Annotated in this window: 14 protein-coding genes; 8 read left to right on the plus strand and 6 right to left on the minus strand. The window is 62.8% G+C overall.

From position 1 onward, the window contains the following. Nucleotides 1-66 precede the first annotated feature (66 nt). The 5 genes from CVE41_RS12860 to CVE41_RS12880 are packed head-to-tail and all read left to right on the plus strand — an operon-like array spanning nt 67 to nt 7,666. A complete protein-coding gene (locus CVE41_RS12860; RefSeq protein WP_100261009.1) occupies nt 67-1,455 on the plus strand; it encodes a TIGR03013 family XrtA/PEP-CTERM system glycosyltransferase in 1,389 nt (462 codons plus the stop codon). Then, nucleotides 1,455-3,560, plus strand: coding sequence for an XrtA/PEP-CTERM system histidine kinase PrsK (prsK, locus tag CVE41_RS12865; RefSeq protein ID WP_100261010.1), 2,106 nt, complete (start codon nt 1,455-1,457; stop codon nt 3,558-3,560). The genes CVE41_RS12860 and prsK overlap by 1 nt, the downstream gene beginning before the upstream one ends. Continuing rightward, nucleotides 3,560-4,924 (plus strand): PEP-CTERM-box response regulator transcription factor, encoded by a 1,365-nt coding sequence (prsR, locus tag CVE41_RS12870; protein ID WP_100261011.1) that lies wholly within the window; start codon nt 3,560-3,562, stop codon nt 4,922-4,924. Before prsK ends, prsR begins: the two co-directional genes overlap by 1 nt. Then, nucleotides 4,908-6,623, plus strand: a complete 1,716-nt coding sequence (locus tag CVE41_RS12875) for a tetratricopeptide repeat protein (protein WP_100261012.1) — start codon at nt 4,908-4,910, stop codon at nt 6,621-6,623. The genes prsR and CVE41_RS12875 overlap by 17 nt, the downstream gene beginning before the upstream one ends. Before the next feature lie 35 nt (nt 6,624-6,658). Then, nucleotides 6,659-7,666 (plus strand): bile acid:sodium symporter family protein, encoded by a 1,008-nt coding sequence (locus CVE41_RS12880; RefSeq protein WP_100261013.1) that lies wholly within the window; start codon nt 6,659-6,661, stop codon nt 7,664-7,666. Here the strand turns inward: CVE41_RS12880 and CVE41_RS12885 are convergent. Beyond that, nucleotides 7,593-8,666 carry a DUF475 domain-containing protein gene (locus tag CVE41_RS12885; RefSeq protein WP_100261014.1) on the minus strand — a complete coding sequence of 358 codons (1,074 nt, stop codon included), beginning with the start codon at nt 8,664-8,666 and terminating at the stop codon, nt 7,593-7,595. The two genes, CVE41_RS12880 and CVE41_RS12885, sit on opposite strands and share 74 nt — an antisense overlap. Before the next feature lie 16 nt (nt 8,667-8,682). Next, nucleotides 8,683-9,558 carry a 3-methyl-2-oxobutanoate hydroxymethyltransferase gene (gene panB, locus CVE41_RS12890; protein WP_100261015.1) on the minus strand — a complete coding sequence of 292 codons (876 nt, stop codon included), beginning with the start codon at nt 9,556-9,558 and terminating at the stop codon, nt 8,683-8,685. A 130-nt stretch (nt 9,559-9,688) separates the two neighbouring features. Between panB and CVE41_RS12895 the strand changes: the two genes are divergently transcribed. Next, nucleotides 9,689-11,119 carry a sodium-dependent transporter gene (locus CVE41_RS12895; RefSeq protein WP_100261016.1) on the plus strand — a complete coding sequence of 477 codons (1,431 nt, stop codon included), beginning with the start codon at nt 9,689-9,691 and terminating at the stop codon, nt 11,117-11,119. Between the two features lie 55 nt (nt 11,120-11,174). Here CVE41_RS12895 and CVE41_RS12900 read toward each other — a convergent pair whose 3' ends face one another. Then, entirely contained in the window at nt 11,175-11,660 is a 486-nt protein-coding gene (locus tag CVE41_RS12900) for a pyridoxamine 5'-phosphate oxidase family protein (protein ID WP_100261017.1), read from the minus strand. 147 nt (nt 11,661-11,807) lie between these two features. On the opposite strand from CVE41_RS12900, the gene CVE41_RS12905 reads away from it, so the two are divergent. Next, complete coding sequence (locus CVE41_RS12905; RefSeq protein WP_100261018.1) at nt 11,808-12,590, plus strand: hypothetical protein; 783 nt, start codon at nt 11,808-11,810, stop codon at nt 12,588-12,590. Further along, nucleotides 12,587-14,176, plus strand: coding sequence for a Y-family DNA polymerase (locus tag CVE41_RS12910; RefSeq protein ID WP_100261019.1), 1,590 nt, complete (start codon nt 12,587-12,589; stop codon nt 14,174-14,176). Before CVE41_RS12905 ends, CVE41_RS12910 begins: the two co-directional genes overlap by 4 nt. On the opposite strand, the gene CVE41_RS12915 is transcribed toward CVE41_RS12910, so the two are convergent. The 3 genes from CVE41_RS12915 to CVE41_RS12925 form a co-directional block, all read right to left on the minus strand. Beyond that, nucleotides 14,173-14,490 (minus strand): hypothetical protein, encoded by a 318-nt coding sequence (locus tag CVE41_RS12915; RefSeq protein WP_100261020.1) that lies wholly within the window; start codon nt 14,488-14,490, stop codon nt 14,173-14,175. The genes CVE41_RS12910 and CVE41_RS12915 overlap by 4 nt on opposite strands. Nucleotides 14,491-14,545: 55 nt before the next feature. Next, nucleotides 14,546-14,944 carry a PilZ domain-containing protein gene (locus CVE41_RS12920; protein ID WP_157799510.1) on the minus strand — a complete coding sequence of 133 codons (399 nt, stop codon included), beginning with the start codon at nt 14,942-14,944 and terminating at the stop codon, nt 14,546-14,548. Between the two features lie 133 nt (nt 14,945-15,077). Beyond that, a complete protein-coding gene (locus CVE41_RS12925; RefSeq protein ID WP_100261022.1) occupies nt 15,078-15,800 on the minus strand; it encodes a carbonic anhydrase in 723 nt (240 codons plus the stop codon). Nucleotides 15,801-15,972: the final 172 nt, after the last annotated feature.

Raw genomic sequence — 15,972 nt, forward strand, 5'->3', positions numbered from 1 at the left:
ACCGACAGTTCACCAATGCCATGGTAAGGGAAGGCTTAACCAACCTTCGGGGTATCGCCGCCTGCCATGATCAGAGTTTTCAAGCACTACATCCCCCAAGAGGTGATGCTGCTTTGCCTGTTCGACCTGCTGTTGCTTGGTCTGGCAGGGGAAGCAGGCTGGCAGCTGCGGACTTTCCAGCTTTCGATCGACCCGGGGCCCTTTGCGGAACGGGCGGTGGCGATCTGCGGTTTTGCCATGATCGTCTGGCTCGCGGTGATTGCGGTCGGTACCTATACTCCGCTTGCCTTACGCTCGATCCGGTTCGCGACAGCGCGCCTGTTCGTGGCACTCGGTCTCGGCATGCTGTCGATCTCCTTCGTCAATCTCGTCATGCCGGGCACGGCGCTGTGGCGTTCGATCCTGCTCTACGCGATGGCCCTTGGCTTGTTGCTACTGGTCATGAACCGCCTGATTGCGACGCGCGTCGTCGACGCCAGGGCATTTCGCAGGCGGATACTGGTCCTTGGTGCAGGACCGCGGGCCCAGCGCCTGCTCGACCTTTCCAATCGGCCCGACAGCGGCTTTCGAGTGCTGGCATTCGTCGCCATGGGGGGCGCTGTCACTGAACGGGTGGCGGGAGCAATCGACCGCGAGGAAATCGGTGATCTCGGCAAATATGTGGAACGCATTCGCGCGCAGGAAGTCGTGCTCGCCATGCAGGAAAGGCGCAATTCCCTGCCGCTCAAGGACCTAGTTCGCGTCAAGACCAAGGGCGTCGATGTCAGCGATCTGTCGGGCTTCCTCGAACGAGAAACCGGCAAGCTCGATCTCGATACGCTCAATCCAAGCTGGTTGATCTTTTCCGATGGCTTCATTGCGGGGCAGCGCATCTCCACGGTCGCCAAACGTGTCTTCGACGTCGTCGTGAGCCTGGCTGTGCTGTTGCTCACGCTCCCGCTCATCGGTTTCTTCGCGCTGCTGGTGAAGCTGGAGAGCAAGGGACCGGTGTTCTATCGGCAGGAGCGTGTCGGGCTTTACGGCCAGACCTTCCAGATTCCCAAGCTGCGCTCCATGCGCCAGGATGCCGAGGCGCAGGGCATCAAGTGGGCGGAGAAAGACGATCCGCGCATTACCCGGGTGGGCCGCTTCATCCGCCTCGTGCGGATTGACGAATTGCCCCAGTTGTGGAGCGTCCTCAAGGGAGAGATGAGCTTTGTCGGCCCGCGACCTGAACGCCCCGAGTTCGTCGCCGAGCTGGACGAGAAGCTCCCGTTCTACGCCGAACGTCACATGGTCAAACCCGGCATAACCGGATGGGCGCAGATCAATTACCCTTACGGAGCGAGTATCGAGGATGCGCGCGGCAAGCTGGAATACGATCTGTACTATGCCAAGAATTACTCCCCCTTCCTCGACCTCCTGATCCTTCTCCAGACGGCCCGCGTCATACTGTGGCCGGAAGGTGCGCGCTGATGGTCTGGCTCGCAAACATCGGATCGCTGTCGTTCCTGCTCGGCGCCTTGGTCAGCGGACTGGCGGCGTTGTGGATCGCGCGCTCGGGAGCGGCAGAGCGATCCGATCGCTGGGCGGGGGTTGCCGCGTTGGCCCTGACGGCGAACTGGTGCTTTGCAGCGGCGAGCTTCGGCGCAGAACAGCCGGTGGTCGCCCTCACCGAAGTCACCAAGAATCTCGCCTGGATTTACGTGCTGCTGCGCCTGTTCGCAAACGACGGTCGTGACGAGACCCTGCGCTTGGTGCGCCCCGCTGCAATCGTCCTCGGGATCGTCGAGACCTTCCAGATCGTTCTTGTCATGCTCGCCCTGCGCAATGCGAATTCGCCCGGCGCAGCGACGCTGGTATTCGAAACGTCCGCAATCCTGCGCGCCCTCACCGTGGTCGGCGCACTGGTCCTGCTGCACAATCTATATGTTGGCGCAGCCCTGTCGTCGCGCCGGATCCTGCGATGGAATGCTGCGGCGCTTGCGGGAATGTGGGCATTCTCGCTCAATTTCTACACGCTCAGCTATCTCACGGGCGAAGTGCCTGTGGAATTGCAGGCCATAAGCGGCCTTGCGGCTGCGATTATCGCGATACCCTTCGCCGTCGGCTTCAATTCGAGCGCTGCCGGGCTGGAATTTCGTCCATCGCGTACGCTCACCTTCCGTTCGCTCTCGCTGCTGGTCATCGGTGCCTATTTCATCCTGATGCTCTTGCTGGCCAATTCGCTCGATATGCTGCGCGGCGATATCCGGGCGCTCACGCAGGTCGGCCTGATCCTCGCGGCGGGCGCTTTGGCGCTGATATGGTTGCCGTCGCAAAGGGTGCGTGGCTGGCTGCGGGTGACTGCGGTCAAACACCTGTTCAAGCACCGCTACGACTATCGCAACGAGTGGATTCGATTCACCAACACCATCGGCCGGACCGGTTTCGACGAAACCAGCCTGCAAGAGCGGGCTATAAAGGCACTGGCAGATATCACCGACAGTCCGTGCGGGCTCCTGCTGCTGCCCGACGACGACGGTGCGCTGGGGATGGGAGCCCATTGGAACTGGCCCAATTCGCAGCTGCCACCTTGCGTGATGAGCGCTGATCTGGCCGCGATACTGGAGCGCGAAGGGCTCATCCTCGATTTCGACGAGGTCCGGTCCGGCAAGGATCACCATGGCGAACTGGCCCATATGCCCGCATGGCCCGATGCCGAAACCCGCGCCTGGGCTGCCGTACCTCTGCTCCACTTCGATCGCCTTGTAGGGGTCGTCGTCCTTGCGCGTCCGGCCATCGAACGCGAGCTCGATTGGGAGGATTACGACCTCCTCGGCATCGTCGGACGGCAGCTGGCGAGCTATCTGTCTGAACAAAGCGGCCAGGCTGCCCTGTCCGAGGCAAGCCGCTTCGACGAGTTCAACCGGCGCATGGCTTTCGTCATGCACGACATAAAGAACCTTTCCAGCCAGATGTCGCTGCTCCTGCGGAATGCCGAGAAGCACGCGGACAAACCCGAATTCCGCAAGGATATGCTGGTCACGCTCAGGAACAGCGCGGACAAGCTCAATTCGCTGCTGGCGCGCCTTGGGCGCTACGGCACAGGGGCGCGCGAGGAAATGCACGCGATCAACCTGGCAGACGTCGCCCGTTCTATCGTCAAGAGCTTCGACGGGGTTCATCCCGTGGCCCTCTCCCGCTGCGAGGGAAACGAGGTAATCGGCGACCGCGAGGGGCTGGAGCAGGCGCTCGTCCATCTCGTCCAGAACGCCATCGACGCCAGCGAACCGGACGTCCCGGTGATGATCGAAGCCTTTAGCGACGGGATCAGCGGCCAGTTCCAGATCATCGACAATGGGAAGGGCATGAGCCCGGCTTTTGTCCGCAATGGCCTATTCAAACCCTTCGTGTCGTCCAAGGACGGCGGTTTTGGCATCGGTGCCTATGAAGCGCGCGAGATCATCCGAGCGATGGATGGTCGGCTGGACGTGGAATCTCGTGAAGGCCTGGGCACCCGCTTCACTGTCAGCCTGCCACTGCGATCCGCACGCGAAATCTACGCCGGGCCCAAAGAACATATCGAGGAGACGGTCTGATGGCCGAGAACAAACCCAAGCTCCTGGTGGTGGAGGACGACGAGGGCCTGCAGGCCCAGCTCAAGTGGGCGTATGACGATTACGAGGTCGTGATCGCCGGCAACCGCGATCAGGCGCTGGCCCTGTTGCGCTCGGAAGAGCCGGCGGTCGTCACTCTGGACCTTGGCCTTCCGCCGGATCCAGACGGCACGACCGAAGGCTTTGCCGTGCTCGATGCGATCATGGAAATGAAGCCCGATACCAAGGTGGTCGTGGCGAGCGGGCATGGCGCGCGCGAGAGCGCTTTGCAGGCGATCGAGCGCGGGGCCTACGATTTCTACCAGAAGCCGGTGGACATCGAGCAATTGGGCATGATCGTCGATCGTGCACATCGGCTGCATGCGATCGAAGCCGAAAACCGCCGCCTTGCCGACAAGGTGGGCGAGGAAAAGACCGTACTCGGTTCGATGATTACGGCAGCTCCCGAAATGGCCAAGGTTGCCCGCACGATCGAGCGCGTGGCACCGACGAATGTGTCCGTCATGCTCCTAGGTGCCAGCGGAACGGGCAAGGAGTTGCTCGCCAAGGGCCTGCATGAGGCAAGCGATCGCAAACACGGCGCATTCGTCGCGATCAACTGCGCTGCGATCCCCGAGAACCTATTGGAAAGCGAGCTGTTCGGCCACGAGAAGGGAGCTTTCACCGGCGCTGTCAAAACCACGGAGGGCAAGATCGAACTGGCCAATGGGGGCACGCTGTTCCTGGACGAGGTCGGCGATATTCCGCTGCCCTTGCAAGTGAAGCTGCTCCGCTTCCTGCAGGAGCGCTTGATCGAGCGTATCGGCGGCCGCAAGCCCATCGCCGTGGACACGCGCATCGTGTGCGCCACGCATCAGAACCTGGAAGCCATGATTGCCGAGGGCAGCTTCCGCGAAGACCTGTTCTATCGCCTCGCCGAAATCGTCGTGAAAATCCCCTCGCTGACCGAACGCCCGGGCGATGCAGTGCTCCTGGCGAAGCATTTCCTTGCGAAGTTCGCTGCGGAAATGAACCCGCAGGTCAAAGGGTTTGCGCCGGATGCGCTGGCGGCCATAGATAGCTGGACCTGGCCCGGTAACGTGCGTGAACTGGAGAACCGGATCAAGCGAGCCGTCATCATGGCGGACGGGAAACTGGTCGGTGCAGACGATCTGGACATGGACACGGACGAGGACGGCGGCGAGTTGGCCCTCAATCTCAAGCAGGCCCGGGAAGAGGCCGACCGTAGGATGATCCGCAAGGCGCTGGCGCGGACGCAGGGAAATATTTCGAACAGCGCCAAGATACTCGGGATCAGTCGCCCGACGCTTTACGATCTACTCAAGCAGTATGATCTCCAGGCCTGACCTCGCCATTGTCCTCGCGCTCCTGTGCGCAGCAGTCGCGTCCTGCGGCGGACCGGCTGCGACGATTGACGATCTGGTGCAGCTTCGCTCGCAAGTCGCCCGCGGCGATGCAGGTGCAGCGCAGCTGACGGTGGACCGGCTGGTCGAATCCGAGCTCGAGCGCAGTACCTATGCAGCCTATGCAGGAGAGGCCGCCTTGTTGCGCGGCGACCTGGCGGATGCTCGAACCTGGCTAGCGGACGGGAAGTTCGACGACCGGACGGCTTCCCTTGGATACCGATTGCTGGCCGATCTCGAAATGCGCGAAGAGAATGTCGCCGCCGCTGCGGACGCGTTGGAGCAGGCGAGAATGGTCGCGCCGGACGATCCGCGCGTCTGGGTCCTTATCGGCCGCTTGCGCTATAGCCTGGGCAACCATCTCGCTGCTTTCGAAGCGGCTGACCGCGCGATGGAACTGGGTCCGACCGATGTCGAGGCGCTCAAATTTCGTGGACAGCTCGCACGGGATAGCGAGGGCATGGTGCCTGCCGTGCAGTGGTTTGAGAAAGCCGTCGGGCAAGCTGGAAGTGATCGCGCATTACAGATCGAATATGCAGCGACGCTGCTGGATGCAGGTGAGCCCGAGCGGGCACAGTCGATCCTGGCTCAATTCGACGATCCATATCTCAAGGCAGTCGAGCTGGCCCGGACGGGTGACTTCGTCGCGGCACGCCAGGCGCTCGAGCTTACCGAAGGTGCCCGGCGCGATACCGCAGCGGCCAGGTTGCTCTCGGCCATCATCGACGTGGAGCTCGGCAATTTCCAGAGTGCGGCGCAGGAGCTCGACCAGCTTGGCCGGGAACAGCCATCGAACCATCGTATCCGCGACTTGCTGGCCTTTGTGCTGTCGCAGAACGGGAATGAGCAGGAAGTGATCTATCGCTTTTCCGACCAGGCACGCGGCCCCGGAGGCTCACCATGGCTCCGTACGCTCGTCGGGCGGGCATTCGAGGCGCTGGATCGCCGCGAAGAGGCGGCAATCTATCTCGATCTAGCCGCGGTCGATGAAACTGTATTGGGTCCGCTCCGTGGCGGGGAAAAACAGGCCGGGGATGAAGGAATAATGAGGCGAGACCAGGTTCGCGCTGCGCTGTCTGCAGGCGATATCGAGCGCGGGGTGGATATGGCCCGTCGCATGGCTGAAGCCTACCCGGAATCCGCCGACGCGGCAGCCCTGCTGGGCGATGCACTCCTTGCACGAAACGACCGGGTTGCCGCCTTCAGGGCCTATGAGCGCGCAGCGCGTGTACGCCGGAACTGGCCCCTCTTGCTAAGGATGGCGGCTGCTCGCGAGCGGGCAGAAGCCGCGCGCCTGGTCGCCGCTTTCGCTGCGGCCAACCCCCTCAACGCAGAGGCCGCGGCATTGGCTGCCGATGGTTATGCCGCAGCGGGTCAATGGGAGGATGCCGCAAGGTTGCTGGATCGCGCGCTTGGAAATGGAATGAGGCAAGTGCCGTGGGTCCTCGCCGCGCGCAGCGTCGCCGCCCGGGAACTGGGTGAAGGGGACGGGGTCGACCAGCTCGACTGGGCAATCGAAGCATATGAGACGCAGCGCATGAGCCCTCCTGCAATTGCGGCCCTGCTGGCGGCCCTGCCGGAAGAGGACGTGCAGCTTCGTTCGGAGCTGGCGGCCAAGCTGCGCGCGCTGTCGGAGAGCTAGACAGGCGCACAAAGGCTCGGCAGGGCGTTAGGCGAATGGCAATCCGTACGATCACGAAAGACCCGATGCTGCGGCTCCTGCTTGCCGCAATGGTGTTGGCTGCGTTTTTCCCGGCGACGGGGACTTGGCGCAGCGCCGCGCAGATGGCGGCGAACCTCGGCATCTTCTTCCTGTTCCTTGCCAACGGAATGCGCATCGCCCGCTCCGAGATCGCCTCTGGCATCGCGAACTGGCGCTTCTTCCTCCCGCTGACGCTGTGGATGTTCGGCGCGATGTCGGGCGTCGGACTGGCCTTGTCCCATGCCGGCGAAGCAATCCTGCCGCCGCTTCTCGCGGTTGGGTTCCTCTATCTTGGCGCGCTGCCGACGACTGTCCAGTCATCGACGTCCTACAGCTCGCTGGCTGGCGGCAATATCGCCCTGTCGGTTATTGCGGCCGCATCGATGAGCATCCTCGGTGTTTTCATTTCGGTGCCCATTTTCCTCTCGCTTGGTGGGAGCGGGGAAGGGATGGTGGGCAATGATGCGCTTATAAAGATCATCCTAATCCTGATCCTGCCTTTCGCGATCGGACAGTTGGTGCAGAGCAAGTCTGCGGCCTTCATCGCGCAGCAGAAACCACGGATCGTATGGCTCGACAGGCTGATCATTGCCTTCGCCGTCTACGTCGCGTTTTCGGGCGCGGTGGAGCAGGGCATCTGGACGCGCATCGACGGTTGGGGTTGGGCGGTGACAATGGGTCTGGTGACACTGTTCCTGGTCGTGGGTCACGCAGGAGCGTGGTTCGCGCCCGCTGGCCTCGGCCTACCGCGCCAGGACCGCATCGCCTTCCTGTTTGCCGGAGCCCAGAAGTCCGCGGCAATCGGCGCGCCCCTCGCCACGGTCCTGTTCGAGCCGGCAGCAGCAGGCTTCATAGTCTTGCCGCTGCTGCTCTACCATTTCTTCCAGCTGGTACTGGCCGCGCCGCTCGCTACTCGGCTGGCAGCTCGGTCCGCTCTTCGCCCGGATGCTTCCGGTTATGACGCACCGACCACCAGAAGCTGAGCCCGATCAGCACTGCGCCGAGCAGGCCCGTGATTGTTTCCGGAATATGCCAGCGTGCAGATAGCAGCATGATGATGCCGAGCACGATGATGGCCCAGAAAGCACCGTGTTCGAGATAGCGATACTGGGCGAGCGTACCCGTGCGCACGAGGTGGATGGTCATCGAGCGCACGAACATGGCGCCGACCGACAGGCCTAGCGCAATGATGATCATGTTGTTCGACAGGGCGAACGCACCGATTACTCCGTCGAAGCTGAAACTTGCGTCCAGCACCTCGAGATAGAGGAAACCGCCAAGGCCCGATTTCACGATCTCGCCAGCGGCCTTCTTGCGGGCCTCGCGCGCCTCGATGATGGCGGCAATGGCGTGGACTGCGATAAAGGTGACGAGGCCGAGGATCGCCGCCGTCAGGAACACGATCGCATCGTCCGGTGCCAGCATGGTCGAAACGAAATAGACCAGCAGGAGGACGAGGCCGATCTCCACCGCAGGAACATTGGAGAACCTGTTGATGGTACGTTCGAGCACTGCGATCCAGTGTATCTCCTTGTCCTCTTCAAAGAAGAAGGTCAGGCCAACCATGGCAAGGAAAGCGCCGCCGAAACCGGCGATGCCGATGTGGGCATCAGAGACCAAGCGTTCGTATTCCTGGGGATCGTTCAACGACAGGTTGATCGCCTCCATGGGGCCGATCTCGGCAGCTATTGCCACGATCGCGATCGGAAAGACGATCCGCATGCCGAAGACGGCGATCAATATGCCGATAGTCAGGAAGCGCTGCTGCCAGACCGGGTCCATATCGCGCAGGACGGTGGCGTTCACCACCGCGTTATCGAAGCTGAGCGACACCTCCAGTATCGACAGGACGAGCACGATCCACAGGATGCCCAGTGTCGCGGAGATCGAGCCCGTGCTGCTCCACCCGTACCATCCGGCCAGACCGAAACAGATTGCCGTAAAGACGAGCGAGAACGTGTAGTACTTGCGAAGCGTTTCCATCGATTTTTTGAGGTCCTTAGCCCTTCTTGGGCTGGTAAGTCTGATCTGCCGAGGGGAAGCTGCGTTCGCGCACTTCCTCGGCATATTGCGCGACCGTGCGGTCGATCACTTCGGCGATATTCTCGTATTTTTTCACGAAGCGCGGGACGCGTTCGAACATGCCGAGCATATCCTCGGTCACCAGCACCTGTCCATCGCATTGCGCCGAAGCGCCGATACCGATGGTGGGGCAGGAGACTGCCTTGGTGGCCTCGATGGCGATGGGTTCGAGAACGCCTTCGAGGACGATAGCGAATGCGCCCGCCTCATCCAGTGCCTTCGCGTCCCCGACGATCTTCCTGGCTTCCGCATCGTCGCGTCCGCGTGCCATATAGCCGCCGAGGACGTTCACGGCCTGCGGGGTGAGGCCGACATGGCCCATCACAGGAATGCCGCGCTGGTTCAGGAAAGCGACCGTTTCCGCCATCTGCTCGCCGCCTTCCAGCTTCACCGCTGCCGCGCCGCTTTCCTTGAGCAGGCGAGCGGCACTCTCGAAAGCCTGTTCCTTCGAGGCTTCGTAGGAGCCGAACGGCATGTCGACGACCACTACCGCATGATAACTGCCACGAACCACCGCAGCTGCATGGTTGGCCATCATTTCAAGCGTGACGGGAATCGTCGATGGCAGGCCGTAGATCACCTGCGCCAGCGAATCCCCAACCAGGAGTATGTCACAATGCGCATCGAGCAATTGCGCCTGACGGGCCGTGTAAGCCGTCAGCATGACCAGCGGCTGCTTGGTTTCCCCGTCGGCCTTGTGCGCGCGAATCTTCGGCACCGTGAGCCGCTTCATCGGCTGCGGGGTAGGGTTTGCGCGGCTGGTGCTCGTATCGAGCTGGAAAGTGGTCGACATGTGCGTCCCGTAGCAAGTGCAGGGAAGAAGGCAAAGCAACGCTTGGACAGCGACGGGTTTCCGTGCTTTAAGCCCACCCCGAGGAGCGGCACGGGAGAACGCCGCTGGACACAAGGGATTTTAACGACACATGGTCGCTACTTCGCAAACCACGGGCGAGGGCTGGTCCTCGCGCAGCGCATTCATTCTGGCAGCCGTTGGCGCGGCAGTCGGTCTCGGCAATATCTGGCGTTTTCCGACGCTTGCCGGTGAAAGCGGAGGCGGTGCCTTCGTCATCTTCTACATCGCCTGCGTTTTCCTGCTCGGCCTGCCACTGGTGCTGGCGGAAATCTTCATCGGTCGCGTGGGACAGACCGATGCGGTGGGTTCGATCCGCAAGGTTTCGCAGGAATCGAAAGCATCGCCAAGCTGGTCGATCTTCGGCGGCGTGGGCGCAATTGCGGCCTTCCTGATCGTTTCCTTCTACTCGGTCGTGGCCGGTTGGGTGCTTTATTACGCCGGTGTGATGGGTCTCGACTTCATCCAGGCCGTGGGCGCGGGCGAACCATTCCGCGGTGCGCTGGCGGGCGAAAGCCAGGAACAGATCCAGCAGCGCCTCGGCGATATGTTCGCCAGCCCGAGCCTTCTGCTTGCCATGCACTTCGCCTTCATGGGCCTGACGCTCTACATCGTCGCTCGCGGCGTCAGCTCGGGTATCGAGAAGGCCGCGACCTACCTTATGCCGATGTTCTTCGTGCTGCTTGTCGGCCTCGTCGTGTATGGTGCGATCGAGGGCGACATTGGCGATGCATTCGCCTTCCTGTTCACCCCCGACTGGTCGAAATTGACTCCGCAGGTGATGAATTCCGCGCTTGGCCAGGCCTTGTTCTCGCTCTCGCTGGGCGTCGCAGGCCTCATCACTTATGGCTCCTACATCAAGGAAAAGAGCAATCTCGGCGGCACTGCGGCCATGATCGCGATTGCCGATACGAGCGTGGCGCTGCTGGCCGGCCTGATGATCTTCCCGATCGTTTTTGCGGTCGGTCTGGATCCTGCCGCAGGCCCGACGCTGGTATTCCAGACCTTGCCCTTTGCATTCCAGACGATGCCCGGCGGCGCTCTATTCGGCTTCCTGTTCTTCGTCCTTATCCTCGTCGCGGCGGTTACCAGTTCGATTTCGTTGCTCGAAGTGCCGACCGCATGGGGCATCGGCGAGCGCGGATGGAGCCGGAGGAAATCGGCGCTGATCTTCGGCATTGGCGCCTTCCTCATCGGCATCTTCTGCCTGCTTGGCTACAACGTGCTGGCCGATGTCCGACCGCTCGGCTTCTGGTCGCTGTTTGAGAATACCGACATCCTCGACACGGTCGACGGCTTTACCGGCAAGGTGATGCTGCCGGTCGGTGCCTTGCTGACTTCGCTCTTCATCGGCTGGAAGGCGGATGCCAACCTTCTGCGCACGACCACAGGCCTGTCGCCGCTGGCGTTCAATGTCTGGCGTTTCCTGCTGGCATGGCTGTGCCCGCTCGCAGTGACGGTTATCTTGGTAACCGGTCTGTTCCCCAGCATCCTAGGGTCCTGACGCAAGAAGGGCCGCCTTTGCGGGCGGCCCTTCTGCGTTTTCGATGTAGTCTGATTTAGAGGTCGACGTTATCGGCGTGGCGCTCTTCTGCTTCGTCATGGACGTTCATGCCCAGCGCCATCTTGGCTGTGTTGAGAAGGCCGAGGTCGCCGCTCCAGATTTCGGCATCGCCAAGATCCATGCGCAGGAACAGGATGTCCGGATCGTCCTTGCCGCCATCGTACCAGGCTTCGACAAAGTTGTTCCAGAACTGGTCGAACCGTTCCTTGCTGGTTTCGACCGACAGCGTGCCGTCGAAACGGGCGAACATGTCGTGGTCCTTGCCGGCAAAGCTTGCCGTGACCTTGCCGAGCTGGGCGAAGGTCGAGTTCTTCTGGGTGAAGAACCAGATCGAGCTGTTGGCGTCCTTGTCGAGCTGGGCGGTCATCGGCACCGCAGTGTCGGAGCGACCGTCCAGTTCGAGGAAGACGAACGGCGAATCAGACATGGCGAGCCAGAACTTCTTCTTGAGCGCGTCGGGATTGCCTTCGGAATATTTCATGAGTGACCTCTCGTGTTTGCGTTTGTCTATCCTACGCTCGGGGGAGGTCTTGCGTTCCGCGAGGCGCGCCGGAGCGAGGGGGTGCAGGGATGAATTGCGCAAACGGCGATATTGGAACATAATGAGAACGAACGAGTCGATTCTCTCATGTCCCATGCCGATCTTTCCTCCCTGCCGATAACGGCCTTCGAAGACGTTGCCGCGCTGTCCGCACGGCGCAGCGTGCGCTGGCGTCCGGGGCTTGCAGCCGTGCAGGGGGCCGCTCACCACACCGAAGTGTTCACCGCTTCGGGCGATGCGGCAGGGGCAGGGGTGGCGCTGGCATTGGCGCTCGACGATTTGCGGCACCTGCCGCGGGCGGATGGCAGCGAAGCCGATGATCGGCGCAACGTGCTGTGGGTGCAAACCCGCGATGCGGTGCGCCTGAGCGGGCGGCCCTATCGCGCGGGCCTTCCGCAAAGCCTGCAATCGCGGCTCGTCCATGTGCTGGCCGAGAAGGCCGAGGATGCGCTCTTCGCCCTGGAAGAAGGGCTGCGCTGTCGCGATTTCGCATTCGTGATCGGCGAGATGGCTGGCAATGCCAAGGCGCTCGATTTCACCGCCTCGCGCCGCTTGACGCTGACGAGCGAGCGGCACGGCATCCCGCTGTTCCTCGTGCGGATCGATGCCGCGCACGACCTGTCGTCTGCCCGGATGCGCTGGGAAGTGGCCAGCGCGCCGTCTTCTGCGCCCGCGTGGAACGCACAGGCCCCCGGCGATCCGGCGTGGAAGGCGGAGCTTTTCCGCGCGCGCTCCCATGCTCCGGGTACTTGGACGCTGAGTGACGGAGAAACTTCGCTAACCGCCAGTAAGCTGCGCGAGGATACCGATCGCGCCGTGGCGGGCTGGACGGCCGGGTTGCAGCATCGCCGCTCGCCCCGCGCCCGATGAACGCGAAGACACCGGATGCCGTATCTTCCCGCCGCATCCTATCCATCTGGCTGCCCGCTATAGCCATGGACCGCTGGCGAAACGCCGGGGACGAGGACCGCCGCTCGCTCGACAGTCGGCCGCTGGTCCTGATCGCCGATACCGCGCATGGGCCGCGGATCGAGGCAGCGAACCGCGCAGGCATGGTGGCAGGCGCCCGGCGCGGCATGATGCTGGCCGACGCGCGGACCCTGTGTCCCGACATCGTCACCGCGCCGAGCGATCCGGCAGGCGATCTCGCCTTTCTCGAAAAGCTGGCGATCTGGGCGCGGCGCTGGGGGCCGTGGTCGGCGATGGATGCACCCGACGGCCTGCTGGTGGACGTTACCGCCGTCCCGCACCTGTTCGGCGGGGAGGAGAAGCTGGTCGCCGATGTCGAGGCGGCATTCGCGCGGCGCGAGCTTGGCCTGCGCTGTGCCATCGCCCCCACGGCGGGCGCGGCCTGGGCGCTGTCGCACTTCGGCCCGCAAGGCGCGATCCTGGAGGGGCGAGGCGATTTCGAGGCCCGGCTGGCGGAACTGCCTGTCGCCGCGCTGCGGCTCGACGACGATGTGCTTACGGTCCTGCGCCGCCTCGGCCTCAAGCGGCTGGGAGATCTGACCGGTATCGAGAACGGAGGAAGCGGGCGCGATGCCATCCAGCGCCGCTTTCGCAACCGCAAGTCGCCTGCCGCCAACCCGCTTATCCGCCTCGACCAGATCCTCGGCCGGGTGCCGGAGCCCTTGCTGCCCGTGGTCCCGCAGCACATGCCGCTGGTGCAGCGCCGCCTGATGGAGCCGATCCGCCACCGCCAGCTGCTGGACAAGGTCGTCGAAGACTTGGCGCAGGACATGGCGCGCGAACTGGAAGGGCGCGGCGAAGGGGCAAGGCGGCTCGAACTGGGCCTGTGGCGCGTCGATGGCGAAGTCGTCGTGCGCCGACTGGAAATGGCCTCTGCCACGCGCGAGGCGGGGCATATATGCCGCCTGTTCGCTGCACGGCTGGACGATGTCGATGCCGGTTTCGGGATCGAGATGCTGCGCCTGCGCGCTAGCTGGGCCGAACCGCTGGCGCTGGAGCAGGGCGATATCGAGGCGGCGGCCGAAACGCATGGCACATCGTTGTCGGCCTGTATCGACCGGCTGACCGTGCGGCTGGGGGCGAGGGCGGTCAGCCGTCCCGTCGCCTTTGCCAGCCACATTCCCGAACGCGCGCAGCGCTGGCAGCCGCCGCTGGACCCGGAACCCGCTTCACAAGGAGAGTTCGCTTTCCACAAGAGGCCATTGAAAATGCTCGACAAGCCGGAAATGATTTCGGTGCTCTACGCAACGCCCGACGGCTATCCCAAGCGTTTTCGCTGGCGCGGCGGGGTGCATGAGGTCACGCGGGTCGAAGGACCAGAGCGGATCGCGCCGGAATGGTGGCGCGAACGCGGTGGCACGCGGCTGCGGGACTATTACCGGATCGAGGACGACCGTGGTCGCCGCTACTGGATCTACCGGCTCGGCATCGTGGGAGACGGGCGCGGCGGAGCTCCCGACTGGTACCTGCAGGGATTGTGCGCCTAGGCGGGCTCGGTTGCGGCTTCTTCGCCCACTTCTTCCTCGTCCGGCACAACAGCCTCTTCGGGCCCATGTTGCAATTCGGAAAGTTCGGGATTGAGTGCGCTGGTCTTGCACACCTGGTCGCCCGCCACGATCGTCGCCGCGATGCGCGACTGTTCCATCGCTTCGGGCGTGTTGTTGAAGGTCGGCACGATTGCTTGCGGCGCGATGCACTTGCGCACTTCGCGGCGGTCTTCCTCGACCGGGGTATCGGCTTCCTGGGCAAGCGACGGGGTAGCCAAAACGACGAGCGAAGATACGAAAAGGACAGCACGCATGGAAATCTCCTACGCGCGGACTTCTACCGCCGCGCGCTTTCGCGTGCCTGAACCGTCAGCCTTCGGAAACCAGCGATGCCCTGCGCGAGCGCTTCTGGCCAAGCGGGATATTGCCGAACTTGGCCACGGGTCCGGACTGGACCTCAACCTGTTCGACGGTCTCTTCCACGACGTGCATGGGGACCGGTCTTTCGAAAATGATGCCGCAGCTCTTGTCGTTCGCCCAGACGATCTTGCCGAAATGTTCGTGCCCGTTCCAAGAAAGCAGGCCCGACACGCCTTCGGTAGGTGGATTGCTCGTCTCCAATCGCGCCCCGGCGTCGGAAAGGTCGGACAGGCGCCCGACCCGATCACCGCCCAGCATCTTGAGGGTAGCGGGGCAATCGACGGCATAGCGGGCGGTCGCTCGCCGTTCCTGCGGCGCTATGGCTTGCTTCCTGCGGAATAGCCCCACACATTTTCTCCCCTTGGTTTCGCCTTGTGCGTTGCGAAGGGTAAATGTCGCGCTTCCCGACAGGATTACCGCGCCATTAGGAAACGGGCCGAAAGCGACAAGCTTCCGACCCGTTTCAAGAGGTTATTCGCCGTTATTCGGGTGCGACGAGGAGGCGCGTCCCCAGCGGCTGGATCGACCGGGCGGAGGGGCCGAGGTTGGCTTCCATCGCCGCGATCTGTTCCGCGCTGGCGGTCATCACTTCGTCGGCAACATGCCAGTTCACACCTTCGCTGCACGGCGGCGTGGTGAGCGAGCCCATGTAGCGATAGATGCCGGTGTCTTCGGGCACCATGTCGTTCACGTCGAATTCGACGGCGGCACCCTTTCCGGCTCCGACACCCGCCACGATGGTCTCAAGCGCGGGATTGGCGTCGCCTTCTTTGAACATGACTCCAAGAACGCCCAGTTCCCCTGTTTCGGTGGCGTGGACGAAGTGCGCGACGAGGGGATAGCGCTTGCCGCTGATCGCGTGTTCCGACGGGGTGTGGAAGTGAACCTGGATCAGGGCGAAATCCTTGCCACCCGAATTCATTCCGAGGCCGGCGGGGAAGTCCACCTGGACCTTCTCCTTGCCGAGCACGATCGTGCCTGCGGTTTCGCCGAAGTTCGTTTCCAGTTCGATATCGCCGCGTGCATTGGCGGCACTGAGATCGATCGGCGACTGGTTCAGGCCTGCATCGCACATGGAATAGGCCGCGTTTACGGTAGCCCAGCGTTCGGGCGATACGCCGTCACTGAAGCTCCAGTCTTTTTCCTGCGCAGCGAGAGGCGTTGCCGCAAGACCGATCAAGGCGAGAGAAGCGAGATATTTCATTGCATACTCCAGACTGGCGACCAGAGGGTCGCTGAATGTAGGTATGCCGACGATGTCTTAGTTTCGTTTCTGACAGGCCGTCGGCGTTACTTACGTCCGACATCACGTGCGATTGCACGCCAGAGGGGCCCGGTCCGTGGCGTTTATACGCGGAAGCTGCGGTGAGGTTCCC

It is taken from the genome of Qipengyuania seohaensis (assembly GCF_002795865.1).
Taxonomy (GTDB): Bacteria; Pseudomonadota; Alphaproteobacteria; order Sphingomonadales; family Sphingomonadaceae; genus Qipengyuania; species Qipengyuania seohaensis.

Bases quoted from the DNA above. Each gene is read 5' to 3' on its own strand.
- CVE41_RS12860 (WP_100261009.1), top strand. From the start codon at position 67: ATGATCAGAGTTTTCAAGCACTACATCCCCCAAGAGGTGATGCTGCTT.
- prsK (WP_100261010.1), top strand. From the start codon at position 1,455: ATGGTCTGGCTCGCAAACATCGGATCGCTGTCGTTCCTGCTCGGCGCC.
- prsR (WP_100261011.1), top strand. From the start codon at position 3,560: ATGGCCGAGAACAAACCCAAGCTCCTGGTGGTGGAGGACGACGAGGGC.
- CVE41_RS12875 (WP_100261012.1), top strand. From the start codon at position 4,908: ATGATCTCCAGGCCTGACCTCGCCATTGTCCTCGCGCTCCTGTGCGCA.
- CVE41_RS12880 (WP_100261013.1), top strand. From the start codon at position 6,659: ATGGCAATCCGTACGATCACGAAAGACCCGATGCTGCGGCTCCTGCTT.
- CVE41_RS12885 (WP_100261014.1), bottom strand. From the start codon at position 8,666: ATGGAAACGCTTCGCAAGTACTACACGTTCTCGCTCGTCTTTACGGCA.
- panB (WP_100261015.1), bottom strand. From the start codon at position 9,558: ATGTCGACCACTTTCCAGCTCGATACGAGCACCAGCCGCGCAAACCCT.
- CVE41_RS12895 (WP_100261016.1), top strand. From the start codon at position 9,689: ATGGTCGCTACTTCGCAAACCACGGGCGAGGGCTGGTCCTCGCGCAGC.
- CVE41_RS12900 (WP_100261017.1), bottom strand. From the start codon at position 11,660: ATGAAATATTCCGAAGGCAATCCCGACGCGCTCAAGAAGAAGTTCTGG.
- CVE41_RS12905 (WP_100261018.1), top strand. From the start codon at position 11,808: ATGTCCCATGCCGATCTTTCCTCCCTGCCGATAACGGCCTTCGAAGAC.
- CVE41_RS12910 (WP_100261019.1), top strand. From the start codon at position 12,587: ATGAACGCGAAGACACCGGATGCCGTATCTTCCCGCCGCATCCTATCC.
- CVE41_RS12915 (WP_100261020.1), bottom strand. From the start codon at position 14,490: ATGCGTGCTGTCCTTTTCGTATCTTCGCTCGTCGTTTTGGCTACCCCG.
- CVE41_RS12925 (WP_100261022.1), bottom strand. From the start codon at position 15,800: ATGAAATATCTCGCTTCTCTCGCCTTGATCGGTCTTGCGGCAACGCCT.